General features: G+C 68.6%; 24 protein-coding genes. 9 read left to right on the top strand and 15 right to left on the bottom strand.

Translation table 11 applies throughout. The annotated features are described in order from the left end of the window. The first annotated feature begins 13 nt into the window (after positions 1-13). Together QIT00_RS14695 and QIT00_RS14690 are read left to right on the top strand one after the other, a co-directional pair. Entirely contained in the window at positions 14-688 is a 675-nt protein-coding gene (locus QIT00_RS14695; protein ID WP_282535673.1) for a hypothetical protein, read from the top strand. A 40-nt stretch (positions 689-728) separates the two neighbouring features. After that, on the top strand, positions 729-1322 hold the full coding sequence (locus tag QIT00_RS14690) for a hypothetical protein (RefSeq protein WP_282535672.1): 594 nt from the start codon (positions 729-731) through the stop codon (positions 1320-1322). A 22-nt stretch (positions 1323-1344) separates the two neighbouring features. On the opposite strand, the gene QIT00_RS14685 is transcribed toward QIT00_RS14690, so the two are convergent. Continuing rightward, entirely contained in the window at positions 1345-1755 is a 411-nt protein-coding gene (locus tag QIT00_RS14685; protein WP_282535671.1) for an ATP-binding protein, read from the bottom strand. Between the two features lie 210 nt (positions 1756-1965). On the opposite strand from QIT00_RS14685, the gene QIT00_RS14680 reads away from it, so the two are divergent. The 4 genes from QIT00_RS14680 (at position 1966) to QIT00_RS14665 (ending at position 4392) form a co-directional block, all read left to right on the top strand. Next, complete coding sequence (locus QIT00_RS14680; protein WP_282535670.1) at positions 1966-2847, top strand: helix-turn-helix domain-containing protein; 882 nt, start codon at positions 1966-1968, stop codon at positions 2845-2847. 4 nt (positions 2848-2851) lie between these two features. Next, positions 2852-3037, top strand: coding sequence for a DUF397 domain-containing protein (locus QIT00_RS14675; protein WP_282535669.1), 186 nt, complete (start codon positions 2852-2854; stop codon positions 3035-3037). 464 nt (positions 3038-3501) lie between these two features. Next, on the top strand, positions 3502-3963 hold the full coding sequence (locus QIT00_RS14670; RefSeq protein ID WP_282535668.1) for a hypothetical protein: 462 nt from the start codon (positions 3502-3504) through the stop codon (positions 3961-3963). 27 nt (positions 3964-3990) lie between these two features. After that, complete coding sequence (locus tag QIT00_RS14665) at positions 3991-4392, top strand: hypothetical protein (RefSeq protein ID WP_282535667.1); 402 nt, start codon at positions 3991-3993, stop codon at positions 4390-4392. A gap of 117 nt (positions 4393-4509) precedes the next feature. Here the strand turns inward: QIT00_RS14665 and QIT00_RS14660 are convergent, their stop codons facing one another. From QIT00_RS14660 to QIT00_RS14640, 5 genes are all read right to left on the bottom strand, one after another. After that, positions 4510-5469 (bottom strand): glycine betaine ABC transporter substrate-binding protein, encoded by a 960-nt coding sequence (locus QIT00_RS14660; RefSeq protein ID WP_408909773.1) that lies wholly within the window; start codon positions 5467-5469, stop codon positions 4510-4512. 70 nt (positions 5470-5539) lie between these two features. Then, complete coding sequence (locus QIT00_RS14655) at positions 5540-7564, bottom strand: ABC transporter permease (RefSeq protein ID WP_282535666.1); 2025 nt, start codon at positions 7562-7564, stop codon at positions 5540-5542. Further along, the gene (locus QIT00_RS14650) at positions 7561-8709 is read right to left on the bottom strand and encodes a quaternary amine ABC transporter ATP-binding protein (RefSeq protein WP_282535665.1); all 1149 of its coding nucleotides are present in this window, start codon (positions 8707-8709) and stop codon (positions 7561-7563) included. The genes QIT00_RS14655 and QIT00_RS14650 overlap by 4 nt, the downstream gene beginning before the upstream one ends. After that, positions 8706-10241 carry a GMC family oxidoreductase gene (locus QIT00_RS14645; RefSeq protein WP_282535664.1) on the bottom strand — a complete coding sequence of 512 codons (1536 nt, stop codon included), beginning with the start codon at positions 10239-10241 and terminating at the stop codon, positions 8706-8708. Before QIT00_RS14645 ends, QIT00_RS14650 begins: the two co-directional genes overlap by 4 nt. 95 nt (positions 10242-10336) lie before the next feature. Continuing rightward, positions 10337-11839, bottom strand: a complete 1503-nt coding sequence (locus tag QIT00_RS14640) for an aldehyde dehydrogenase family protein (RefSeq protein WP_282535663.1) — start codon at positions 11837-11839, stop codon at positions 10337-10339. A gap of 240 nt (positions 11840-12079) precedes the next feature. On the opposite strand from QIT00_RS14640, the gene QIT00_RS14635 reads away from it, so the two are divergent. Beyond that, the gene (locus QIT00_RS14635; protein WP_282535662.1) at positions 12080-12787 is read left to right on the top strand and encodes a hypothetical protein; all 708 of its coding nucleotides are present in this window, start codon (positions 12080-12082) and stop codon (positions 12785-12787) included. Positions 12788-13035: 248 nt separating this feature from the next. Here the strand turns inward: QIT00_RS14635 and QIT00_RS14630 are convergent, their stop codons facing one another. From QIT00_RS14630 to QIT00_RS14600, 7 genes are all read right to left on the bottom strand, one after another. After that, entirely contained in the window at positions 13036-13896 is an 861-nt protein-coding gene (locus tag QIT00_RS14630) for a hypothetical protein (protein ID WP_282535661.1), read from the bottom strand. Positions 13897-13898: 2 nt separating this feature from the next. Next, positions 13899-14276 (bottom strand): hypothetical protein, encoded by a 378-nt coding sequence (locus tag QIT00_RS14625; RefSeq protein WP_282535660.1) that lies wholly within the window; start codon positions 14274-14276, stop codon positions 13899-13901. Continuing rightward, a complete protein-coding gene (locus QIT00_RS14620) occupies positions 14263-16023 on the bottom strand; it encodes a hypothetical protein (RefSeq protein WP_408909772.1) in 1761 nt (586 codons plus the stop codon). The genes QIT00_RS14625 and QIT00_RS14620 overlap by 14 nt, the downstream gene beginning before the upstream one ends. Before the next feature lie 171 nt (positions 16024-16194). Further along, complete coding sequence (locus QIT00_RS14615) at positions 16195-17184, bottom strand: malate dehydrogenase (RefSeq protein ID WP_282535659.1); 990 nt, start codon at positions 17182-17184, stop codon at positions 16195-16197. A 420-nt stretch (positions 17185-17604) separates the two neighbouring features. After that, positions 17605-18732, bottom strand: coding sequence for a helix-turn-helix domain-containing protein (locus QIT00_RS14610; protein WP_282535658.1), 1128 nt, complete (start codon positions 18730-18732; stop codon positions 17605-17607). A gap of 521 nt (positions 18733-19253) precedes the next feature. Continuing rightward, complete coding sequence (locus QIT00_RS14605) at positions 19254-19700, bottom strand: DUF3017 domain-containing protein (protein ID WP_282535657.1); 447 nt, start codon at positions 19698-19700, stop codon at positions 19254-19256. Position 19701: 1 nt separating this feature from the next. Then, positions 19702-20571, bottom strand: coding sequence for a bifunctional methylenetetrahydrofolate dehydrogenase/methenyltetrahydrofolate cyclohydrolase (locus QIT00_RS14600; RefSeq protein WP_282535656.1), 870 nt, complete (start codon positions 20569-20571; stop codon positions 19702-19704). 238 nt (positions 20572-20809) lie between these two features. On the opposite strand from QIT00_RS14600, the gene QIT00_RS14595 reads away from it, so the two are divergent. Together QIT00_RS14595 and QIT00_RS14590 are read left to right on the top strand one after the other, a co-directional pair. Continuing rightward, positions 20810-21574, top strand: coding sequence for an RDD family protein (locus QIT00_RS14595; RefSeq protein ID WP_282535655.1), 765 nt, complete (start codon positions 20810-20812; stop codon positions 21572-21574). Positions 21575-21868: 294 nt separating this feature from the next. Beyond that, positions 21869-22564 (top strand): ester cyclase, encoded by a 696-nt coding sequence (locus QIT00_RS14590; RefSeq protein WP_282535654.1) that lies wholly within the window; start codon positions 21869-21871, stop codon positions 22562-22564. Between the two features lie 2 nt (positions 22565-22566). On the opposite strand, the gene QIT00_RS14585 is transcribed toward QIT00_RS14590, so the two are convergent. Together QIT00_RS14585 and QIT00_RS14580 are read right to left on the bottom strand one after the other, a co-directional pair. Then, positions 22567-22779 (bottom strand): DUF397 domain-containing protein, encoded by a 213-nt coding sequence (locus tag QIT00_RS14585; protein WP_282535653.1) that lies wholly within the window; start codon positions 22777-22779, stop codon positions 22567-22569. After that, positions 22757-23611, bottom strand: coding sequence for a helix-turn-helix domain-containing protein (locus QIT00_RS14580; protein WP_282535652.1), 855 nt, complete (start codon positions 23609-23611; stop codon positions 22757-22759). Before QIT00_RS14580 ends, QIT00_RS14585 begins: the two co-directional genes overlap by 23 nt. Positions 23612-23685: the final 74 nt, after the last annotated feature.

The raw sequence follows: 23685 nt of genomic DNA, 5'->3' as shown, positions 1-23685 counted from the left end.
ACAGGAGAGACACGTGCTGCCGAAGCGGTCGGCCGTCCTCGGCGCCGTTTTCGCCGTGAGTTACGCCCTCGCCCTCGCCATCCGCTCGGACAGCCTCTTCCTCCTCGGCATCCCCGGCATCGTCGGCCTGGTCGTCGTGACGGTCCTGCTGGTCCAGTCGACGGCGCGCAGGCAGGCGCCACAGGGCACGACTCCGTACGCGACGGACAGGTCCGGACACCGGGGCGCGGTGCGGCACTACTACTCGGCCGGCCTGAAGTTCTACGGCGGGTTCACGACCGTCTTCGCCCTCGTCGTGACCGTGGCGCTCACCACGGCCACGGGATGGCTCTTCCCCTTGGGCGTCGCCGGGATCTGCGGACTGGTCGTCACCCAGTACGTCGGCCTGCCGACCCTGTTCTGGACCTGGCAGTGCGAACGCGCGCTGCGCTCCCACCCCTTGGTCTTCCGGAGCCCCGTGCACAAGGTGAGCCTCCAGGCCGACGGCAGGCGTTCGCTACGGCTGGGCCCACAGGGCGCCGGCGGTTCCCCGGTCCTGGCGGGTGTGGACCCGTTGCGGCACGAGAGCTGGCCCGCGGGCATCGCCGACGGCGTCTGGTTCGCGGGCGACGAGGCCTCCGGCGGCACCGCATTCGTGCCGGGCACCGGTGAGTTGATCTACTTGCGTCCGACCGGCCAGAAGGACTGAACTCGGGCCGGCGAGACGACCGAACGGATCATCCAGCCCCATGACCGAGACGACCACTGCGACCACTCCCCGCCCCCGCCATCCCATAGCCCGAGGCTTCCTCTGGCTTGGCAGCGCCCTGATCGCGTTCGCCGGCGCGTTCTGGTTCGTGACCGCCACCGCGGACCTCGCGCTGTCCGCCGGGCTCTACGGCACCCCGGGTACGTACAAGGTGAGTTCCTGTTACGACACCGACAGCAGCAGGAAGAACTCCGACTACTCCTGCTACGGGGACTTCACACCCGACGGCGGGTACACCCAGTCCGTGGAGCTGGAGGACACCGGCCACGACTATCCGGACGGGTACACCTTCGACGTCCGGCAGGGAGACGTGCCGGAGGAGTCCGGGAGGGTGCAGCGGACCGGGGTCTGGGGCGTGGCCGGTGAGCTGTGGCAGGTCGGGGTCGCCGTGGTCATGCTCGCGTGGGTCGCGTACATGGGGATCAAGCCGCCCGTGTGGAAGCCGGACCCTAGCGGCGAGCGTTCGCGGCGTACCAGGGTGGCCGACCGGATCGGGATCGTCTTCATCATGGGCGGCATCGCCGTGGGGGCGCTGAGCTGGGTCGTCAACTTCGTGGGGACGTTCGTCTACTGACAACACGAAGACGACGGTGCCGCTACAGCTCCACCCCCAGGTCCAGCTCCGCCCACACGGTTTTACCGACCGTGAGTTCCTCCACATCCCAACGCACCGCCAGCGCCTGCACGATGGCGAGGCCGCGGCCGAATTGGTCCTCGCCCGCGTCGGCGCGGAGAGACGGCCTGCGTTCGCCCTTCGGGTCCGTGACAGCGATCCGAAGGACTGTCCCCGTCAGGATCACTTCGAGGCGGAACAGGCGGTCCTTCAGACAGCCATGCAGCAGCGCGTTCGTGACGAGTTCGCTGGTCACGAGGGCGGCATCGGCGGCGAATTCACGGTGCCCCCAATCAGCGACGAGGCGTGTGACCCGCCTCCGAGCGATGGGGACGGACTTGAGCTGGGGCGGGTAAGTCGCCACGTCGTAGCGGGCGTTGGAGGGTGACTCCATGCACGCGCACCTCCTTGTGCGGGCGGACCGCGTGACGGTGGCATTGCCGCGGCCACGCAGGGCGGAGCGGTGCACTTCCGCCAACTGGCTCCGCTGTGCGAGCGGTTGAGTACTGACGGTAGGGGTACCAATAGGCTGGCATCAACCTCATTGCCAGAAATATTTACTCAAGCGCTTGTCCCGCGTGGGAGATCGCCTGCAAACTGAGGCATGGCTGACAACCGCTCCGACCGAGGCGTCTCGGTCTCCACCGTCCTCGCTCGCAGGCTGGGCGGCGAGCTGCTGCGTATGCGTGAGGGGTGCGGCATGCGACAGCCGCAGGCGGCAGAGGCCCTTTCCGCTTCGGTGGCGAAGGTGACCAAGATGGAGCGCGGGTTGGTTCCCGTACGCGATCCGGACATTCGCTCGCTGTGCCAGCTGTACGACGTGCACGACCCGCAAGTCATCGGCCGCCTCCTCGGCCTGGCCAAGGCCGACCGGGAGCGCCGGAAGGCCAAGGGGTGGTGGAACCAGTACCCAGTCCTCGGTGCTCAGGTCGAGTACGTCGCGTTGGAGGATGTCGCGGCACAAGTCCGCACCCACCAGGTCACCTTGATCCCGGGGCTGCTCCAAACCCCTGACTACGCCCGTGCATTGGCGGTCGGGTGCGGCGCATGGGAGGACCCGGACGAGATTGAGCGGTTCGTGGAGGCCCGCATTGCCCGACAGGACCGCCTCAACAGCACGCCCCCACTTCAGCTCTGGGCCCTGATCGGCGAAGGTGCGCTGCGACAGCACGTCGGCGGCCGGGACGTCATGCGCGGCCAGCTTGAGTACTTGCTGAAGCTGACAGACCGCCCGAACATCAAGGTCCAAGTACTCCCCTTCCTGGGCGGTGCGCACGCCGGAATGCAGGGAGCGTTCAACATCATCTCGTTCGCTGAGGTCAACGCACTGGACGTCGTCTACCTGGACACACCTTCGTCTAGCCTGTGGCTGGAGAGTGAGCAGGACGCGGCTCGCCATACGGCCATCTTTGATCGCACTGCGCGGAACTCCCTGGCCCAGGCCGACTCGCGGTCGCTCATCCGGCGTGTGATCAAGGAGCTCTAGCCAGATGACCCAGTTCGAGTTTGTGAAGTCGACTTACAGCGGTGGCACCGGCGAGTGCGTAGAAGTCGCCAAGAACATCCCCTGCACCATCGCCGTAAGGGACTCCAAAGACCCGAACGGTCACATACTCCGGTTCAGCCCAGCCGCCTGGCGGCCCTTCGCGGCGTACGCCCAGCAAACCGCCAAGTGACGTAGACAGCCACCACGCATAACGGTGCCGGGTGCCCCATGAAGGGGTGCTCCACACCGGCACGTTGCGGCAACCGAGAGCTACTTCTTCGACAGTCACGCCTGCCAGACATCGCAGCAAGCCATCCCGGGGGCATTTTAGACATAAATCACTATCCCCCTCGAATGCAGGGAACGAGCATTAAGCGGAGGAGGCAACTCCTCCTAGCGTTAAGGGTGAACCTAATTCGCCCCATTCTGGCATAGGCAAGCCTGCCCCCCTCAACGGCACAGGCGGGGCGACCCTACGTAAAAGCACCCGCCCGATACGCATCACCCAAATCTACCTGAAAACAACGCGCAAAGTAAGAACCCGGTAAGAATTACTCCACGCCTGGCGGCCGTTCTCCCACGGCAAGGTCTATAGGTGGTAGCTTCATCACCTCAGGCCCAACAGCCTGAAATCAGGAAACGGGGAAACGAACTATGTCCAGAATCTCTGTTGGCAAGAGGAGCGCATTCGGCGCCTTGTTCGCGGCATCTATTGCCGTAATGGCCATGCCCGGCACGGCAGTGGCCGCCGTCGAGGGCCACGAGGCAACCAACCCGACCGCTAGCCCGCCGGCGGGCGTCACATGCTCAATCGACGGCTGGGTAAAAGCATGCTTCGAGCCCTACGGCGACGTGATGTGGGTCAAGGACACCAAGGCGGACGGATACCCGGCCCGTGTTTACTTCTATGGGTACGACGGAGCCGACTCCGCCAACGAGAAGCAGAGCTGCCTGAATCGACACGGTGCTGATGCCGGGTGGACTACTTGCACTCTCTCCAGCGTCATCCCAGAGGACGACCAAGTAATCTTCTGGCCTATGGAAGTCTACGGCGCTGATTACAACCACATGCTTCCCGAAAGCGGTGGAACAATCACGACGGCACTTACGAGCTGAATTCACCACACGCCTGGGGAGGGACACATGAAACGGCTTGCCGTCATCATGGGCATCGCGATTATGGCTGCAGTTACCACATCCGGCACGGCATCAGCAGTGAGCGGTCCACCATCCGGTGCACCGTGCTCGGTCGGCAAGGGCGCCACTGCCTGCTTCGAGGCATACGGCGACGTCATTTGGATCAAGGACAATGTAAAGGACGGCAAAGGCGTCACCGCTGGATGGTCGTTGGCCAGCGCCCCCGATGACCCCCGCTGGTGCACCAACACTCTGGGCTCAGATGCGGGATGGGCAAGCTGCGGAATGGCTAGCGAAATCCCCGAGAACGACGAGATCAGCTTCCGTGCGCTGGTCGTAGGCAGCGATGGAACCCCAGAGAACGGCAGTGGCACTGCTGGGCCACTGGTCTTCGCTGCGACGAGCTGACCCCCTGAACGAGGTCGCAACTCGACGTTAAAGGGCACTCAGCGTTAAAGGGTCGGGCTTCGGAACACCTAGGCGTTCCGAAGCCCGACCCTTTAACGAAAGCGAGAACTCAATCGACTACTTCTTCGGCAGCCACTTCTCCCAGACGTCCTTGTTGTTTTTGACCCATTCCTTCGCCGCAGCCTCACCGGTCTTCTTGTCCTTGGCTATCGCCTGGGCAACCTTGTTCTGCTGCTCGTTGCTCCACTTGAAGTTCTTGATGAACTCGGCAGCGTCACCGCCGTCCTTGGCGAAGTCGGCGTTCAGGTACTTCTGCAGCTTGTTGTTGTCGTAGCCGCACTTGGTGTCGGTCTTCGGCTCGTTGCAGCCCTCGGTGTACTCGGGGAGCTTCACCTCGACCAGGTCCATGTCGACGTTGGCCCACAGCGGCTCCCACCAGTAGGTGATGAACGGCGTCTTGGCGTCGTACTTGGACTGGATTTCCTTGATCTGGGCAGCCTCGTTGCCGGTCTCCTTGATCTTGAAGTCCAGGTTGTGGTTCTTGATGAGGTACTTGTCGTACGTCGTGTACGAGGGTGCCGCACCGATGAACTCGCCCTTGTCCCCGGACTCCGAGGTCTTGAAGTCCTTGGCGAACTTGTTCAGGTTCTTGTAGTCGAGGATCTCGGGGTGCTTGTCCGCGTAGTACTTCGGAACGAACCAGCCGATGTGCCCCACCACACCCAGGTCGCCGCCCTTGACGACGCTCTTCTTCTCGTCGATGTAGAGCTTCTGCTTGTCCGGCTGGCCGTTCCAGTCCTCCATGATGACATCGGCCTTGCCGCTGTTCAGGGCATCCCAGGCGATGGGCTCGTCCATCGTCTTGAGGTTGACCTTCTTGACACCCAGCTCATCCTCGAGGATCACCTTGGCGACCTCGGCGTTGGCCCGTGCGCCGACCCAGGACGGGACGGTGATGGTGACCTCGTCGCTGCCGCCGGCCTTCTTGGTGTCGGCGGCACAGGCGCTGAGCGCCACCATTCCAAGGACACCGGCGCCGGCGATGAGACTGGTGCTGATTCTCTTGCTGTGCTTCACGATCTTTCCTTACGTAGCGAGATTGAGGAGAACTACGGCGGCAGGGGCTACGCCCCTGTCGGTCGTGCGGTCACCGCGAGGTGTCCCCCTTGACGTCGGCACCCGGCTGCGAGATTCGGTCCAGAAGGATGCCGAGGCACACGATCGCGATACCGGACGTCAGACCGAGGGCCAGATCGTCCTTCGCCAGACCGGTGACCACGTCCACGCCGAGCGCGCCGGCGCCGATCATGCCCGTGATCACGACCATCGACAGGACCAGTACGACGCCCTGGTTGACGGCGAGCAGGAGGGACGAGCGCGCCAACGGCAGCTGCACCTGACGCAGTTGCTGCCCCGTGGTGGAGCCGAGCGAGCGGGACGCCTCGAGCGCCGAGGGGTCGATCTGGTTGATGCCCTGGGTGGTGATGCGGATGACCGCGGGCAGTGCGTAGAGCACGGCCGCCACGACACCGGCCGTCCGGCCGCCGTGGAACAGGGCGATCGCCGGGATCATGTAGACGAACTGCGGCATGGTCTGCAGAGTGTCGAGCACCGGTCGGATCGCCCGCTCCACCCAGCCGACGCGCGCCGCGAAGGTACCGATCGCGAAACCGAGCAGCAGGGTGAGGGCGAGAGCCGCGAGGACTACGGAAAGGGTGTCGAGCGAACGGGTCCACAGGCCCATACCTCCGATGACACCAAGGGCGAGCACGGTGGTGACCGCAGCCCGCCAGCGGCCCGCCAGATAGGCGAGGACTCCGGCGACCAGAAGCAACGCCCACCAGGGGGTGGCCTCGAGGCCGTCACGCACCGGATTGATGACATACGTCGCGAAGCCGGAGGCCAATGTGATGGTGCCGCCTACCACCGGGACGCCGGAGCCGACGGTGGTCTCGACCCAGTCGACCACGGCGTTGACCGGGGCCGCGATGGCGATGACCCAGGTGTCAGGCCACTCCTGCTTGCCGAGTATCGAGCCGAGCACGGTGCCCGCGGTGGTCAGAGCGATGACGCCCAGCCAGACGAACCAGGTCTTCGGACCACCCTTGCCTTGGCACGGGTCGTCGAGCCGCTCGCCCGCCGCCGCCGTCGTACGGTCCAACCAGATTGCGATCAGCACGATTGCGATACCGGGCGACAGCGCGAGGCCGGTGTCCACAGTGGAGAGCGCGGTGTAGATTTCCGCGCCCAGGCCGGAGACACCAACCACCGAGGCGAGCACGACCATCGACAGACACATCATGATCGTCTGGTTGAGGCCGAGCAGCATCTGCCTGCGGGCCAGCGGCAGGCGTGCGGTCCACAGCTGCTGCCAGGAGTTCGCACCCAGTGAAGTCGACGCCTCGAGTGCGGTCTTGTCAGCGCCGCGCAGACCGAGCGCGGTCAGCCGGGCCATCGGCGGAGCCGCGTAGATAACCGTGGCGACAAAGGCCGAAGGGACGTCGACGCCGAAGATCAGCACGAACGGCAGCAGATAAGAGAAGGCAGGAAGGACCTGCATGGTGTCGAAGACCGGGCGCAGGATGCGCTGGCCGCGGTCCGAGAGCCCGGCCCAGAGCCCGAGCAAGGCACCGACGATGGCCGCGGCTGCCACGCAGACCACCATCAGGCCGAGGGTCTCCATCGCCGGTTCCCACATGCCGAGCAGCCCGATCACCACGAAGGCGCCGAGCGCGGTGCCCGCGGTACGCAGCGCGCGGCGGCTGAGATCCGCGCCGCCCGCCACCCAGGCGATGAGTACCGCCGCGACGGTCACACCAAAGACACCGAGGGTCTCCAGGAACGTGACCAACGTGTCCACGGAAGACTCCGCTGCGTTGCTGATGTGCAGCAGGAAGTACAGGAAAATCGGATGACTCTCGCGGTTGTTGGCCAACCAGCTTTCCGCGTCGCTCAGCGGCGATCGGATACCGAAGGTCCAGCCGCCCGGCCAGGTACCGCTGCTGGTGACCAGCGCGCTGACAACCGCGACGAGTACAGCGACGGTCAGAAGGGCGGCCTTGGGATGGCCGGCGAGCCGGGCCAGGAAGCCGGGCTCCTTCGCGGCGCCCGCGGGCGCGAGCTGCGCCGGCGGGGCCTTGTCCTCCAGGGCGGGGGCAGGGGCGGAACTCATATGGCAGCCACCTCCTTGCCCTCCGTATCGCTGCCGCCGTCGATACCGGCGACCACGGCGAGCAGCCGCTCGTGGTCGACGATGCCGAGGGTGCGGCCGTCCTCGACGACGCGGCAGGGCTCGCCGCTGTTCGCGACGGCCTCGATGGCGTCGACGACGAGGGTGTCGGGGGCGAGTTCGGTGCCCGTGGCGGACTCGGCCGCGTCGGCCGGGCGCATCGCGCGGCGCACGGAGATGACCTGTTCGCGCGGCACGTCCCGGACGAAGTCGCGGACGTAGTCGTCGGCCGGGTTGGCGACGATCTCCTCGGGCGTGCCGAGCTGCACGATCGCGCCGTCCCGCATCAGCATGATGCGGTCGCCGAGGCGCAGCGCCTCGCTGAGGTCGTGGGTGATGAAGACCATGGTGCGGCCCTCTTCGCGGTGCAGGCGGATGACCTCCTCCTGCATGTCCCGGCGGATCAGCGGGTCGAGGGCGCTGAACGGCTCGTCGAAGAGCAGCACTTCGGGGTCGACGGCGAGGGCGCGGGCCAGGCCCACACGCTGCTGCTGGCCGCCGGAGAGCTGACCGGGCCGGCGCTCCTCCATACCGGCGAGGCCGACCTTCTCGACGATCTCCTGCGCCTTGGCGCGCCGCTCGGCCTTGCCGACGCCCTGGATCTCCAGGCCGTACGCGACGTTGTCGAGGACGCTGCGGTGCGGCAGGAGGCCGAAGTTCTGGAAGACCATCGCGGTCTGGCGGCGGCGCAGTTCCCGCAGCCGGTTCTTGTCCATGCCGAGGACGTCCTCGCCGTCCATGGCGATGGACCCGGAGGTCGGCTCGATCAGCCGGGTCAGGGTGCGTACGAGGGTGGACTTGCCGGAGCCGGACAGGCCCATGACGACGAAGACCTCGCCGCGCTGCACGTCGAAGTCGACGTCCCGGACGGCGGCCGTGCAGCCGGTCTTCTCGCGCAGCTCGGCGGTGGACAGGATCCGGTACTCGGGGTTGCCCGGTATGCGGTCCGCCTTGGGGCCGAAGACCTTCCACAGGTCACGTACGGCGAAGGCGGGCGCGGCGGGGTCGGCGGCGGTCGGCTCGGTGGCCCCGGTGTTCTTGGTGGCCCCGGTGTTCTTGGTGGCCCCGGTGTTCTTGGTGGTGGTCATCGGAGATCACTCCCGGTCAGCAGGTCCGCGCATTTCTCCCCCACCATCAGCACCCCGATCATCGGGTTCACTGCGGGCATCGTCGGGAAGACGGACGCGTCGGCGATACGGATGCCATCGAGGCCGCGGATCGTCAAGTCCGGGGACACTACGGCGAGTTGGTCGTCCACGGCACCCATGCGGCAGGTGCCGGCCGGGTGGTAGACGGTGTGTGCGGCCTTGCGGACGAGTTCGCTGATCTCGGCGTCCTCGGTGACGTCGGGGCCGGGGAAGACCTCGCGCTTGAGCCACTTCTTGAACGGCTCGGCCTCGGCGACCTTGCGGGCCAGCTTGATGCCGTCGACGAGCGTCCGCCCGTCGTAGTCACCCTCGTCCTCGAAGTACTTGAAGTCCAGGGCCGGCTTGGCCTCGGGGTCGGCCGAAGTCAGGTAGAGGCGGCCGCGGGCGCGGGACTTGGGGATGTTCGGGGTCATGGAGACGCCGTGCTCGGGGCGCTCGTAGCCGAGGCGCTCCGGGTTGTCCGTGAACGGGATCTGGTAGAAGTGGAACATCAGGTCCGGGCCCTTGTGGGCCGGGTCCCGCTTCACGAACAGGCCCGCGTCGGAGTCCATCGCGGAGTTGTCCGGGATCGGCCCGTCGGTCTCCCAGACGATGACCGACTCGGGGTGGTCGATGAGGTTCTCGCCGACGCCCGGCAGGTCGAGCGTGACGGGGATGCCGAGCGCTTCGAGGTCCTTCTTCGGTCCGATGCCGGAGTGCATGAGCAGCCGCGGGGTGTCCACGGCACCGGCGCAGACGAGGACTTCGCGGCGGGCGGTGAGCAGCTGCTCCGTGCCGTCCTTGCCCCGGACGTGCACACCGCGCGCGGTCGTCCCGTCGAGCTCAAGGCGGTACGCCCAGGTCTCCAGGAACAGGTGGAGGTTCGGGCGGTCACCGGCCTCCATGTGCGGGTGGAGGTAGGCGACGGAGGCGGAGGAGCGCTTGTTGTTCTCCGGGTGGTACGAGAGGTCGAAGAAGCCGACGCCCTCCTCGAAGGGCTGGTCGTTGAAGCCGACGACCTCGGGCACGCCGAGCGCGGTCTTCGTGGCCTCGACCCAGTCGGTGGCTATCTGGTTCTGGTCCTTCTTGGCGACGCGCACCACGTTATTGCGCAGCTTGCCGAAGTAGGGGTCCATCGCCTTGGCGTTCCAGCCGGTGGCGCCCGCCTCCTCCCACTCGTCCCAGTCGGACGGCAGCGGCTTGAAGGAGATCAGCGTGTTGTGCGAGGAGCAGCCGCCGAGGACCTTGGCGCGGCTGTGCAGGATGTGCGAGTTGCCGCGCGGCTGCTCGGTGGTCGTGTACTCGTAGTCGAGTTCGCCGCCGAGCAGGCCGAGCCACTTGCGCAGGGTCAGCACGTCCTCGCGGTCGATGTCGGACGGGCCTCCCTCGATCACGGCGACGGTGACGTCCGGGTTCTCGGTGAGGCGGGACGCGATCACGGATCCTGCGGTGCCGCCGCCGACGATGACGTAGTCGAACTCGGTTCCGGTCATGGAGGTACTGCTCCTCTTCCTGCGAGGGTGGTGCACAAGGTGCTTGCGCTTAAGGGGCGGGCGCCGCGAGGGAGTTCACGGCGCCCGCGGTGACATCAGCCCGCGAACCAGCGCACCGGCTCCGGTGCGAGGTTCTCGTAGACGTGCTTGGACTCGCGGTACTCGGCGAGGCCGGCCGGGCCGAGTTCGCGGCCGACGCCGCTCTTGCCGAAGCCGCCCCACTCCGCCTGCGGCAGGTAGGGGTGGAAGTCGTTGATCCAGATCGTGCCGTGGCGCATCCGGCGGGCCATCCGGCGGGCGCGGCCCGAGTCGCTGGTCCAGACGGCCCCGGCCAGGCCGTACTCGGTGTCGTTGGCGAGGGCGACCGCCTCGTCCTCGGTGGTGAAGGTCTCCACGGTGAGGACCGGGCCGAAGACCTCCTCGCGGACCGCGCGCATCCCGCGGTGGCAGTTGTCGAGGACTGTCGGCTCGTAGAAGTAGCCCTCGGCGGGCCGGACTTCGCTGGGCTCGGGGCGCCTGCCCCCGGTGAGCAGCTTGGCGCCCTCCTCCAGGGCCGAGTCGACGTAGTACTCGGTCTTGTCGAGCTGCTGCTGCGAGACGAGAGGGCCGCACTCGACGCCCTCCTCGGTGCCGCGGCCGAGCTTGATCTTCGAGGCGCGCAAGGCGAGTTCGGCGACGAAGCGACTCCGGACCGACTCCTCGATGATCAGTCGGCCACCGGCCGAGCAGACCTGGCCGCTGTGGATGAACGCGGCGTTGAGGGCCTGGTCGACGGCGGTGTCGAAGCCCTCGTCGGTGGCGCAGGCGTCCGCGAAGACCACGTTGGGGTTCTTGCCGCCGAGCTCCAGGGCGACCTTCTTGACGGAGACGGCGGCGGCCTGCGCCACCTTCGTACCGCTGATGAGGCCGCCGGTGAAGGAGATCAGGTCGACGTCGGGGTGGTCGGCGAAGCGGGCGCCGACGCTGTGGCCGGGGCCGGTGACGATGTTCGCGACACCCTCGGGCAGACCGGCCTCGACGAGCAGCTCGATCAGCGCGACCGTGGTCAGCGGGGTGATCTCGCTGGGCTTGATGACGAAGGTGTTGCCCGCGGCGAGCGCCGGGGCGATCTTCCAACTGGCCTGGAGCAGCGGGTAGTTCCAGGGCGTGATCATCGCGCAGACGCCGACCGGCTCGTGCACGACGACGCTGTGCACGGTGTCCGTGCCCGCGTCCACGACGCGGCCCGCGCCCTCGCCGATGACGAGGTCCGCGAAGTAGCGGAAGGCGTCGGCGACGCAGTCGACGTCGACGCGGCCCTCCTCGACGGTCTTGCCCGCGTCCCGGCTCTCCAGGAGGCCGATCTTCTCCCGGTCCCGTACGAGCAGGTCCGCGACCCGGCGCAGCAGGGCGGCCCGCTCGGCGACCGGGGTGTCCGGCCACGCACCGTGATCAAATGCCTTACGGGCCGCGGCGATCGCGGCGTCCGCGTCGCTCGCGTCACCTTCCGCCACTTCGGCGAACGGCTTGGCATCCGCGGGGTCGAGGATCTCGCGCGTGGCCCCCGAGGCGGCGTTACGCCACTCTCCGTCCACGTGGATGGTCTGTTGTGCCGACACTTCGCGTCTTGCCTTCCGTTTACCGATTTGTTCACCCCGAGTCACTGAGGTGATCCGATCTCCCTGCCCTCGGGGCCGAAAAGCATGTCGGTTCCCATGCCGAAAGTGCCGTGAGTCACTCCGCATGCGATCAAAAGGCCCGAGTCGTACGGTTTATTGCGGAATCTCCCGGCGGGAGGAACTGCCATGCCCCAGGCCCATAAGGCAACTTTCAGCACATTCGGTGTCACTCTCTGTGCCATGGCTCTCGTCGGCGGACTCTCCGGCGTGGCAGTCGCCGACGACAACGGCATCGCCGACAAGAGCCCCCAGGAGATCGGCGTCCAGGCCCGCGAAGCACTACAGAGCGTGAAGTCCCTGCATGTCGAGGCGGAGATCAAGGGCATGGCCGAACCCGCCCCCGCGTCCTTCGAGCTCTCGTACGACACGCAGGACAACTGCACCGGGTCGGTCACGGAGCAGGGGGGCAAGGGCCGCATGGAGGTCCTGCGCAAGGGGGACCGGGTGTGGATCAAGCCGGACGCGCGGTGGCTCTCCACGCAGGCGCCGCATCTCGGCGGTGACCCGGCGGCCCAGCTGCTCAAGGGCAAGTACCTGGAGACCAGCGCCAGGGACGAGGACGGCGCGAAGATCGCCCAGCTCTGCGACCTCAACGCCTTCAAGGAGCAGATCACCGAGCGGTCCGGCAAGGCCGAGGCCGCCACGGTCACGAAGGGCGAGCGCACCGAGGTCGACGGGCGGCCCGCGATCGTGCTGAACGTCACCCGGGGGACGCAGACGGGCAAGACGTACGTCTCCACCGAGGACAAGCCGTACCCCCTCAAGGTCGAGGCCGACGAACCCGCGAAGGGTGTCGAGATCGACATGACCTTCTCCGAGTTCGACGAGCCGGTCGACGTACGGGTGCCTCCGGCGGATCAGACGGTCGACATCGGCGAGTTCGACTGACCGCCACGGGGCTCCGCCCCGGACCCCCTTTCCTGGCCGTCGGTCGGCTGCCGCGCCGTCGTGGCTGGTCGCGCCCCGCGGCGCAGCCGCAAATGTCACAGCCCCGCGCCCCTGTCGGGGCTCCGCCCCGGACCCCGTATCGCGCTCCGCGCTCGTCCTCAAACGCCGGACGGGCTGAAAATTCAGCCCCTCCGGCGTTTGAGGAGGCCCGTCTGGCAAGACTTCGGGAAGGGGCGGGTAGGGGAAGATCACCGGGGCCCGAACGCCCCCAGCGCATCCTCCAGAACCTGCCGCTGGCCAGGCCAGTCGCCCTCCGGACCAATGCTCAGGACCGCCCACAACGTGGAACCCTCCGGGCCCGCCGGCACGACGCGGTCGAGGGTGCGCAGGTCCATGGCCCACTCCTCGCTCGTGTACGAGTAGTCCAGCTCCGCCCCCTCCCCCACCTCCCCGAGCGAGTTCCGCTCGTACCCCGGCAGCCGCTTCAGATCCTTCTCGGCCAGCTCGACCGTGCTCATCGGAGTCGCGTCCGCCTCCGTCACGCGGAAGACCTGGATCCGCTCGGGGCCCGCGGGCGCCTCGTAGTAGTAGAGCGTGACGCCGTTCTTGCCCTCCTCCGTCCGGCGCTCCCAGTCCTCGGGCACGGCCAGCCTGAACTCGGCCTCGTCGACCATGCGGTACCCGGGCGGGGCCGAGGCCGAGGGTGACGCGGACTCCGAGGGGCTCGGCTCGGCCGTCGGCTCCCCGCTCTCCGCGGGCAAGGAGCTCGCGCTCGCCGAGGCCGAGGGCTTGGCGTCCGGCGCGGGCTCCTCACCCCCGCCCCACAGCAGATACGAGCCGACGCCCGCCGCGAGCACGGCGACGACCACCGAGCCGACGACGGCACCCCGCCGGAACCACGGCGGCTGCTGCGGTTCCGGCCCGTACTCGGGCCGGGGGTACGGCGAAGGCCCGGACTCCGGGGCGCCCGGCCCCTGTTCGGCCGCTCCCGGCGCGTGCTCGGGGCGCGGCGGGGGCGGCGGGGTGTACGGGGCGGGCTGCGGTCCGCCGGTGTCCCAGCTCTGCGTCTCGGGGTTCCAGCGCACCCCGCCCTGGCCCTGGTCCGCCACGCTCAGCCCCCGACGATCACGCCGACGGCCTGCGAGACCGCCACGGCCGAGGCGAGCAGGCCGGTCACCGTGCCCGCGTCCGAGAGCGCCTGGCGCAGCCGCGCGATCCGGCCGGGCCCGGCCTGGCCGGTCTGCTCGATCTCGCCCTGCGCGCCTTCGAGTTCGGCGTCGAGCGCGGCCGTCTCGTCGTTCGGCACCTGCCGGGCGAGGTCGGCGCGGAGTTCCCGTACCGCGCGCAGCAGCTCCTCCTGCGCGGGGTCGCGCGGGGGCGTGCCCGCCTGCTGGTTGACGACGCTGTTGTTGTCGCCGACGGCGAAGGCGCCCTGCACGTTGCTGATGTGGACGCCGCCGCCCGTGCCCGGCTCCTCATTCGCTGTCACTCGACTCTCCCCCTGGCTTGGTGAACTCCGAGCCCGAACTACCGGGCTGCGTCGTCTGGTTGGTGATGGTGTTGTGGTCGCCGACGGCGAAGGCACCGCTGGCGTTCTCGATGAGCGTGCCGCCGCCGCTGACGTTCACGATCTTCTGGGCGAACTCTTCGGTGCGGTACCCGGCGTCCCGCAGCGCGCTCCGCACCCCGTTCGCCACCCGGTCCTGCACGGACTTCAGATAGCGGCGTACGTCCATGTCCTGGAAGAGCGAGGACTCGCCGTCCGAGCCCAGCTCGCGCACCGAGACCGCGGGCCCGTCGGGCATCGCCGCGCCATGGCCGCCGGTGAGGATGTGCCAGGAGAAGGCGAGGCCCCGGCCGAGGGTGGTGAGCGCGGACACGAGGGAGCGCGGCGTACGCGCGAGCGCCCAGACGGCCTTGCCGAACAGGCTGTTGTGGCGGTACTGGTGCGCGATCCGGTCGGCGTTCTCGAAGTCCTTGCGGATCGGGAGCAGGACGTGCGGGGCGATCTCCAGCATCAGCATGCCGCCCTGCGTGTGCACCCGTACGAACACGGTGGTGACGACCTCCTCCTCCCAGCCGCCGACCCGGATGCGCAGGAAGTGCCGCCGCGTCTCGCCGCCCTCCTCCACCGACTCGCCCCGGTGCACGAGGAACGACTCCTCGTCGTAGGGCGCGAGGTCGCGCTTCGGCAGCCCGTCCACCGGCAGGAACACGCACTCGTCGATCTGCAGCTGGCGCAGCCGGTCGCGGACGCCGCCCGCCGCGTGCGGGGCGGGCACTCGGAGTTCGGCGAGCAGCGGACGCACCGCCTCCAGGATCACGCGGTTGCTCAGCGCCAGCTGCGTCCGCTCCGGGTCGGGCCGCAGTTCGACGGCGAGCGTCCAGGAGTCGTACGGCTCGCCCGCGCCGCAGAAGGGGCGCGCGGCCTGGTACATGACGAGCGGGGCGTGCTGCTCGGTCCTGATGCGCCTGCGCAGCCGCTGGAACCGGCCTCCCTCCGCCCGCTCCGCCGGGTCGGCCGCCATGTCGCCGAACTTCTTCGGGTGCAGCTCACCCGCGAGGGCACGGGCGAACTGGCCGCGCTGGGCGGCGACACAGGCCGCGACGAGCAGCAGCGTCGCCAGACAGACCCAGGCGTGGAAGGGCTTGACCCCGCCGCCGGAGTCGAACGCGAGGATCACCTCGGAGAAGGTGTCGGGCATGACCTCCGCGAGGAACCCGGCGACGCTCACGCCCCCACCCTCGGCCACCACCGTGACCAGGGTGACGAGCGCGAAAAGCAGCAGCAGCCGCCCGTACCACTTCAGCCACCAGGCGGGGAAGCGCCGCCAGACCGGCGGGTGTTCGGCCGGGCCGCGGATCTTCCCGGCGAGGAAGAGCAGCAGCGAGGGCATCAGGAAGAGGAACAGCAGGTACTCGCTGAGGACCACGCCGATGATCCACAGGAAGAGGATCCCCGCCGCCCAGCCCAGTTCGAGCCGCCGGGCGCGCAGCGCGTGCGCGAGGACGCGCGCCGCGTCGAAGCCCAGCGAGGGGGCGGCGATGCGCTCCTCGTGGACGTACAGCTCGTCGATGACCGCGTTGCGGTACGCCTCGTCCAGGTAGCTGCCCGCGCACAGCAGCCGGGTGGCCTCGCTGGCGCCGGGCGGGGTGACCGGGAGCGCGGGCGGCAGTCCGTCCCCCGCGGGCTCGACCGGTCCTGACTGTGGCGGCACCTGCGCCTGCTGCGACAACGCTCCCCCTGTGACTCAACTGCCGTACGCCACACATGAGTTGACGATCCGTTGTGTGCGAGGTCACAGCATAGAGGAGCCGGAGCGATACGGCGTACGAAAAAAGCCTCCGCCCCGGCGGCCGTCGAACGGCCGCCGGGGCGGAGGCGGAAGTGCCAGCGGGGGCGGGGCTCAGAGCAGGTCGAGACCGCGGACCGCCTCGCGCTCCTCGGCGAGCTCCTTGACGGAGGCGTCGATGCGGGCGCGCGAGAACTCGTTGATGTCCAGGCCCTGGACGATCTCGTACTTGCCGTCCTTGGTGGTGACGGGGAAGGAGGAGATCAGGCCCTCCGGGACGCCGTACGAACCGTCGGACGGGATGCCCATGGAGGTCCAGTCGCCCTCGGCGGTGCCGTTGACCCAGGTGTGCACGTGGTCGATGGCGGCGTTCGCGGCGGAGGCGGCCGAGGACGCGCCACGGGCCTCGATGATCGCGGCGCCGCGCTTGGCGACGGTCGGGATGAAGGTGTCGGCCAGCCACGCCTCGTCGTTCACGACCTCGGCGGCGTTCTTGCCGGCGATCTCCGCGTGGAAGATGTCCGGGTACTGGGTCGCCGAGTGGTTGCCCCAGATGGTGAGGCGCTTGATGTCCTCGACGGAGGAGCCGGTCTTCTGGGCCAGCTGCGTCAGGGCGCGGTTGTGGTCGAGGCGGGTCATCGCGGTGAAGCGCTCGGCCGGTACGTCCGGGGCGGCGGCCTGGGCGATCAGGGCGTTGGTGTTGGCCGGGTTGCCGACGACGAGGACCTTGATGTCGTCCGCGGCGTGGTCGTTGATGGCCTTGCCCTGCGGCTTGAAGATGCCGCCGTTGGCGGCGAGCAGGTCGCCGCGCTCCATGCCCTTGGTACGCGGGCGGGCGCCGACGAGCAGCGCGACGTTGGCACCCTCGAAGCCCTGGTTCGGGTCGTCGAAGATGTCGATGCCCTTGAGCAGCGGGAACGCGCAGTCGTCGAGCTCCATGGCGGTGCCCTCGGCGGCCTTGACGCCCTGCGGGATCTCCAGGAGGCGCAGCTTGACCGGCACGTCCGCGCCGAGCAGGTGGCCGGAGGCGATGCGGAAGAGCAGCGCGTAGCCGATCTGGCCGGCCGCGCCGGTGACGGTGACATTCACGGGAGTGCGGGTCATGGCGATCTCCGTTAAGACAGCTGGCGGTTGGGGCCCTGCCCCGGGGTGCGGGATCTCCGTACGGCCGCCGTACCGATCGCCGATGGCTTCTCGATGATCGATCTCTTGGCGTCAAGAGAGATCCACCGGTCAGGCTATACCGCCCCGCCGGACCCGCACCGCCGGACCCGTGTGGCCCGGCCCACACCACCCGCAGCGGCGACGGCCGTCCGTGACGACGGCCGCCGCCGTCCACCTGCGTTCCCGTGGGGGGGCGTTTCGTCGCCTGCCCGGATTACGGCGGGACATGCGCGAGGCTGATAAATCAGCCCGTCCGGCGCTTGAGGACGAGCGCCTCAGCGCGATACGGGGTCCGGGGCGGAGCCCCGAAGCTGTCCGCAGGACTTTCGGGAAGGGGCGGGGGGGGGAAAAGCCCCCACCTCAGCCCCCAGCCCCCGTACAACCCTCCAGGCCGGAGGCAAGCGTCGCGCAGGCCTTCGCGTCCGCGGCGGACCCCACGGCCACCATCGGCGTGTACGCGCCCCCGTCCGCGTCGACCTCACCGGTCTGGCCGTCCTGGCCGTCCTGCCCGTCCTGGCCGTCTGACGCCGCGCCCGAGTCCGTGATCCGCACCGTGTCGCCGGGTGCGGCCCGGGTGATGCGGGCCCAGGCGGCGCCGCAGGTCTCGCTGTAGCGGACCTCGACGAGGGCGGTGCCGACGGTGACGCTGGTCGACGTCAGCGCCAACTCGCCGCTGCACTCCATCAGTTCGGGGTCCTCACCGGTGCAGTCCGCGCCCACGCACTTCACGCCGTCGGGCAGCTTCGGCGCGCTGCTCGTCGGCGCCGGGGACGGCTTCGCCTCCGGCTCGCCCCCGCCGAACCCGAAGCCGGTGAGGTACAGCGCGGCGGCGGCCACCGCCAGGACCAGGACGACGGCGACGAGGACCGCCACCCCCTTGCGCCCCTTCCGCCCCTTCCGCCCCTTCCGCGGCCCACCGCCGGACAGGCCCGCACCCGCTCCCCCGGGCACGGCGTCCCGCGGGGTGCCCGAGGGGCCCACGGGGCCGTGGGGGTACGCGGACGCCGGGGGGCGCGCGGACGGTACTGCGGGCGCGGAAGGTGCGGCGGGCGCGGCGGGCGCACCCGTCGCGGCGCGGCCGCCGCGCTGCCGTCCACGCCCCCCGGCGCCCGCGCCCCCACCGCGCGCCTTCGCGTCCGGCTGCGGCCCGAACTCCCCCAGGGCGGCGCGCGCCTGGGAGATGCGGATCGCCTCCATGGTCATGTCGTGCCGCATCTCGGACCGGCTCCAGGCCCGCTCCGCCAGCTCCCACATCGTGGTGAGGTGCATCGGATTGGTGCCGGTGACCTCGGCCAGGGCGACGATCGCACCCTTGGGCGCGAGCAGCCGGCCGTTCAGATACCGCTCCCAGGACGTCTTGCTGTACCCGGTGCGGTCCGAGAGCGCGGCGATGCTCAGACCGCTGCGGTCGACGAGCCGCCGCAGCTGGCTCGCGAACTCCCGTACCTGCGGATCGAGTTCCTCCGGCAGTGCCTTCCAACGAGGCATACTTCCCCCCTTCTCCCCTGTCCCCCCGCGTCCGACGTGACGACCCCCGCGCGTGCTGCCTGCCGTACCCGCGTCCTGACTACCCAGGGGGATGGCCGTGCCCGGCAGGTCAGTTCCCTCGGCGGGGGCGAACAGTTGCACGCATGACCCCGTGCGCGCCCCGGCGCGCGCCCGTGAGTACGCCGTCAGTCTCCCACCGCCGTACGGATGCGCCACACGTAGCCCGTGACCACACGCCCGCACGGCCTCGCACACCCCGGCCTGACGCCCTGGCAAGAACGCCATTACGGGCTCGTAAAGATCGTTGCCGCCCGGACACACCGTGTCGGAATGGTCACTTCCGCGTCACAGGCACCAGGCCGCCCTTGATCCCCCGTTGTCGCGTCCATGACTCTGGATTCCGGGCGGGAACGCAACGCGGGAGCACGCCTGCGACCCGCCCCCAAAACCGACGGCGCCCGTCCTCCCTCGGGGGAGAGGACGGGCGCCGTCTTCGTTGCGGCGTGCCCCTAATTGGTCACCTAATTGGTCACCGTGAAGTGCAGGATCCCCTCCAGGAACGGGATCTCCAGGCCGTCCGGCTGCGCCATCAGCGCGAGCAGCACGATCACCAGGCCCAAGAGCCCGTACGTCACCATGTCGGTGAAGCGGGAGCGGACCGCCAGCATGCCCACCGAGGGCAGCACCCAGCGCAGCACGGCACCCGCGAGCAGGGCGACGCCGATCAGGATCGTGCCGACCCGGAAGAGGTCGAACGCCGTGAGCAGCAGCCCGATTCCGGTCAGGCCGAGAACCGTCAGCATCGGCCACTGGCGTGCGGGCGCGGGCGCGTCCCCGGCGGCGGCGCGGCCACCGCCCTCGGGCCGCGCGGTGTCCCGGGTGATCGACGGGAACCGCCGCGACTTCTTCCGGGGTTCCTGGGCCTGTTCCCGGGGTTCCCGGGCCTCTTCGCTCACGGACGCACCCATGTCACCGCGCACCCTTTGCGTCCGCCGCAAGCTCCGCCGCCTCAACGACATTGACCAGCAGCTGCGCCCGCGTCATCGGGCCCACGCCACCCGGGTTGGGCGACAGCCAGCCCGCGACCTCGGCGACGCCCGGGTGCACATCGCCGACGATCCTGCCGCTCTCGTCCCGGCTGACGCCGACGTCGAGCACCGCGGCGCCCGGCCGTACGTCCTCCGGCTTGATCAGGTGCGGGGAGCCGGCCGCGGCCACGATGATGTCGGCCTGGCGCAGCTGGGCGGCGAGGTCACGGGTGCCGGTGTGGCACTGCGTCACGGTCGCGTTCTCCGACTTGCGGGTGAGCAGCAGCGGCAGCGACCGCCCGATGGTCACGCCCCGGCCGACGACGACCACGTGCGCCCCGTTGATCTCCACCCCGAACTGCCTCAGCAGCTGGATCACGCCGTACGGGGTGCAGGGCAGCGGCGCCGGCTCGTTGAGGACGAGGCGGCCGAGGTTCATGGGGTGCAGGCCGTCCGCGTCCTTGGCGGGGTCGATGAGCTCCAGGATGCGGTTCTCGTCGATGCCCTTGGGGAGCGGCAGCTGCACGATGTAACCCGTGCAGTGCGGGTCCTCGTTCAGCTCGCGCACGACCGCCTCGATCTCGTCCTGTGTGGCGGTGGCGGGCAGTTCGCGCTGGATGGACGCGATGCCCACCTGCGCGCAGTCGCGGTGCTTGCCCGCGACGTACTTCTGGCTGCCGGGATCCTCCCCGACGAGCACGGTGCCGAGGCCGGGGGTGACACCCCGCGCCTTCAGCGCTTCCACACGGCGGACGAGGTCGGCCTTGATCGCTGCGGCGGTGGCCTTGCCATCGAGAATCTGGGCGGTCATGTCCCCATCCTCGCGGATGAACCGCCCCACGCTCCAATCCGGGCCGCACCGGGCCGAGACCTCACCCTGTGTTGCACTTGCACAACTCTTCAGGCCGTGGCTGGACAAACACGCCACGCGTTTAGAACGATGAGCGGCGCAGTGCCGCGGGCAGTGCACGGGGGGACAACCGAAGTACCGCTCAGCTCCTCCGTACCAACCGCGTAGTCCCCGCACGTCAACGGAGGAAACAACAGCCATGAGCTTCGGCGACCCGAACAACCCGTACGGGCAGCAGCCCCAGCAGCCGCCCCAGGGCGGCCAGCCCTACGGCTACCCCCAGCAGCCCCAGGGTCAGCCCGGCTACGGCTACCCGCAGCAGGCCCCGCAGGGCGTGCCGCCGCAGCAGGGGTACGGCTACCCGCAGCAGCAGGGCCAGGCGTACCCGGGTTACCCGCAGGGCCCGGGCGGCAATGTGCCTGCCGGCCTCAACGTCGTGACCATTCCGGGGCTCGGCACCGTACAGCTCGCCAGCATGGGCATGCGCTTCGCGGCGCGCCTGATCGACGGCGTCATCATCGGCCTCCTCTACCTCATCTTCATGCTGGCCGGTGTGTTCGGCGCGATGGGCCTGGTCTCGGACGCCGAGGACTGCGGCTCCTACATGGACCCGGGCTACGACGCCTGTGTCAACGAGGCCGCCTCCGGCATCGTGGCCGTATGGTTCGGCGCCATCGCCGCCCTCGTACTCGTCACGCTGCTCTACGAGTGGCTGATGGTGGCGTTCGCCGGTGCGACCCTCGGCAAGATGGCTCTCAAGGTCAAGGTCATCAAGATCGACACCGGCCAGGCGCCCGGCGCGCTCAGCGGCTTCCTGCGCGTGCTCATCCCCCAGCTCGGCCAGTTCCTCACCTGCGGTATCGGTGCCTTGCTCGTCTACCTGTCCCCGTTCTGGGACGGCGCCCAGCGCCTCCAGGGCTGGCACGACAAGGTAGCGAGCACGGTGGTCATCAAGAAGTCGTAACGCCTCAAGCCTTACGCCTTACGGCAGTTCAGGGCCCCGTAGCTCGTACACGAACGCTCCCACGCGGTGGCGGGAAACACGAGCACGGGGCCTTCGGCGTGCTGGCTCTGGCCAATCTGGGACACCAAGAAGCAGTGCTTCGCGGACAAGGTCTGCGGCTCCATCGTCGTCAAAGCCTGACCGCACGCCGCACCCTGGCCATCAAGAAGCCCCGGCGCGACGCCCTAACACGCCGGGTATAGCCTGAAATCGACTCATCGGTTAGCACGGTCGCTCTTCACACAGGAGTGACTCATGACCTTCGTCCAGCTCATCGACTGCAAGACCAGCAACGTCGATCAACTCAACCGGTTGATGGACGACTGGGTCGTCGCGACCCAGGGCAAGCGGACCGCCACGCATGCGATCGTCGGCCGGGACCGCTCCGACTCCACGCACGTCGTCGAGATCGTGGAGTTTCCGTCCCACGAGGAGGCGATGAAGAACTCCAACCTCCCCGAGACCAACCGCATCTTCGAGGAAATGGTCGCCGCCTGCGACGGGATGCCCACGTTCACGGACCTCGATGTCGTACGCGACGAACAGCTCAACAAGCTCTTGTGCCAGCGCTTCTTCGACGAGGTGGTCAACAACAACAACCCCGACCTCGCGGACGAGCTGTGCACGGCCGACTACCGCGAGCACGACCCCTCCCTCTCGTCCTACGACATGGACCTCACGCAGGCCAAGCGGGAGAAGGGCGAGATCACGGACGCCTTCAGCCCCCGGATCACGGTGGAGGACATGATCGCCGAAGGTGACACGGTGACCTGTCGGCTGACCTTCCAGGGCAAGCACACCGGCGCGTACCAGGGCATGGAGCCCACGAACAAGGACGTCTCCGGCACCGGACACGCGACGTTCCGCTGCAAGGACGGCAGGATCGCGGAGGCCTGGTGGAACTGGGACAACCTCGGACTGCTGCGACAACTAGGGGTGTTTGAAGCCTGACTTCAATCCAGGGGGCCCCGGAGCTCGTGCACGAACGCGCCCCACGCGGCGGCGGGAAACACGAGCACGGGGCCCTCGGCGTTCTTGGAGTCCCGAACGGGGACGAGACCGGGGAGGTCGTCGCGGACTTCTACGCAATCGGCGCCATCCCCGTTGCTGTAGCTGGACTTGCGCCACGCGACGACACTGAGGTCAATCCCCTTGCTGCGCTTCATTTCTGTAGGTCCTCGCTGCTTCTTCGATCAAGGCCAGGGACGCATCGGGTGAGAGCGCGATGGCCCTGAGCAGATCGTACGACCTGCGGTACTCCTTCACGAGAGCCGGATAGTCCACGATCTGGCCGTCGAAGTTGCCTTCCGTCCACACCAGCGGTGGTGCGTCAGCGAAGGTCATGATCTTGGCCATGCCGTGCATCAGCGGATACGCGATCGCCGTTTCCGGTACGACCTGTAAAACGCTCTTCGTAGAGCGGACCACGCCGAGGACGTGCTCCAACTGCTCGGCCATCTGCGCTGGTTGAACTGGCGAGTTACGGATGAGCCGCTCCTGGAGGATCACCCAGTAATCAGGGCGATCCTCGCGACTCCACAGCTCAGCCCGCGCCAACCGCCCACGGACACGCTCCTCGACCGTCTCCTGCGGCGCCGACAATTTGCCGAAACGCATGAGGACCCTCATGTACGGCTCGATCTGCAGCAAGCCGGGAATGACGTTCGGCGCCCACTCCTCCAGCGTCTCCGCCTGCTTTTCCAGGTCGGGTACGTCGACGTAGTACAGCGGATGCCCAGCCCGCCGCGCCTTGGCCGCATCTTCACAACGCCGCTCGAAAAACCCGTCCGTCCCGAGGACCTTGTCCACGTGCCGCGCCAGATCCTCCGGCATCCGCCGCTCACCGCGCTCGATCTGGCTCAGGAAGGAGATGCCCCGGTAGCTCCCCTCCGCCAGCTGCTCAAGCGTCAGCCCCGCCGCCTCGCGCTGGTAGCGCAACTCGGCGCCGTAGAAGCACGGCACGCTCACCGAAGCGTCGGTGTCCTTACGTGGAGGCACAACTACCCACCGCCCTTTACCAGTTGCCCTGCGCAACGCAAACCCCTTCAACCGTACGCAACCCAACGTCACGC

It is taken from the genome of Streptomyces luteolus (genome assembly GCF_029968015.1).
In the GTDB taxonomy this organism is placed as follows: domain Bacteria; phylum Actinomycetota; class Actinomycetes; order Streptomycetales; family Streptomycetaceae; genus Streptomyces; species Streptomyces luteolus.
This window is presented reverse-complemented; position numbering and strand designations above follow the sequence as displayed.

Coding starts and splice junctions, on each gene's coding strand:
- QIT00_RS14650 (WP_282535665.1), bottom strand. CDS start 8,709: ATGACCACCACCAAGAACACCGGGGCCACCAAGAACACCGGGGCCACC.
- QIT00_RS14655 (WP_282535666.1), bottom strand. CDS start 7,564: ATGAGTTCCGCCCCTGCCCCCGCCCTGGAGGACAAGGCCCCGCCGGCG.
- QIT00_RS14600 (WP_282535656.1), bottom strand. CDS start 20,571: ATGACCGCCCAGATTCTCGATGGCAAGGCCACCGCCGCAGCGATCAAG.
- QIT00_RS14615 (WP_282535659.1), bottom strand. CDS start 17,184: ATGACCCGCACTCCCGTGAATGTCACCGTCACCGGCGCGGCCGGCCAG.
- QIT00_RS14675 (WP_282535669.1), top strand. CDS start 2,852: ATGACCCAGTTCGAGTTTGTGAAGTCGACTTACAGCGGTGGCACCGGC.
- QIT00_RS14690 (WP_282535672.1), top strand. CDS start 729: ATGACCGAGACGACCACTGCGACCACTCCCCGCCCCCGCCATCCCATA.
- QIT00_RS14585 (WP_282535653.1), bottom strand. CDS start 22,779: ATGAAGCGCAGCAAGGGGATTGACCTCAGTGTCGTCGCGTGGCGCAAG.
- QIT00_RS14635 (WP_282535662.1), top strand. CDS start 12,080: ATGGCTCTCGTCGGCGGACTCTCCGGCGTGGCAGTCGCCGACGACAAC.
- QIT00_RS14610 (WP_282535658.1), bottom strand. CDS start 18,732: ATGCCTCGTTGGAAGGCACTGCCGGAGGAACTCGATCCGCAGGTACGG.
- QIT00_RS14595 (WP_282535655.1), top strand. CDS start 20,810: ATGAGCTTCGGCGACCCGAACAACCCGTACGGGCAGCAGCCCCAGCAG.
- QIT00_RS14670 (WP_282535668.1), top strand. CDS start 3,502: ATGTCCAGAATCTCTGTTGGCAAGAGGAGCGCATTCGGCGCCTTGTTC.
- QIT00_RS14605 (WP_282535657.1), bottom strand. CDS start 19,700: ATGGGTGCGTCCGTGAGCGAAGAGGCCCGGGAACCCCGGGAACAGGCC.
- QIT00_RS14645 (WP_282535664.1), bottom strand. CDS start 10,241: ATGACCGGAACCGAGTTCGACTACGTCATCGTCGGCGGCGGCACCGCA.
- QIT00_RS14680 (WP_282535670.1), top strand. CDS start 1,966: ATGGCTGACAACCGCTCCGACCGAGGCGTCTCGGTCTCCACCGTCCTC.
- QIT00_RS14590 (WP_282535654.1), top strand. CDS start 21,869: ATGACCTTCGTCCAGCTCATCGACTGCAAGACCAGCAACGTCGATCAA.
- QIT00_RS14685 (WP_282535671.1), bottom strand. CDS start 1,755: ATGGAGTCACCCTCCAACGCCCGCTACGACGTGGCGACTTACCCGCCC.
- QIT00_RS14665 (WP_282535667.1), top strand. CDS start 3,991: ATGAAACGGCTTGCCGTCATCATGGGCATCGCGATTATGGCTGCAGTT.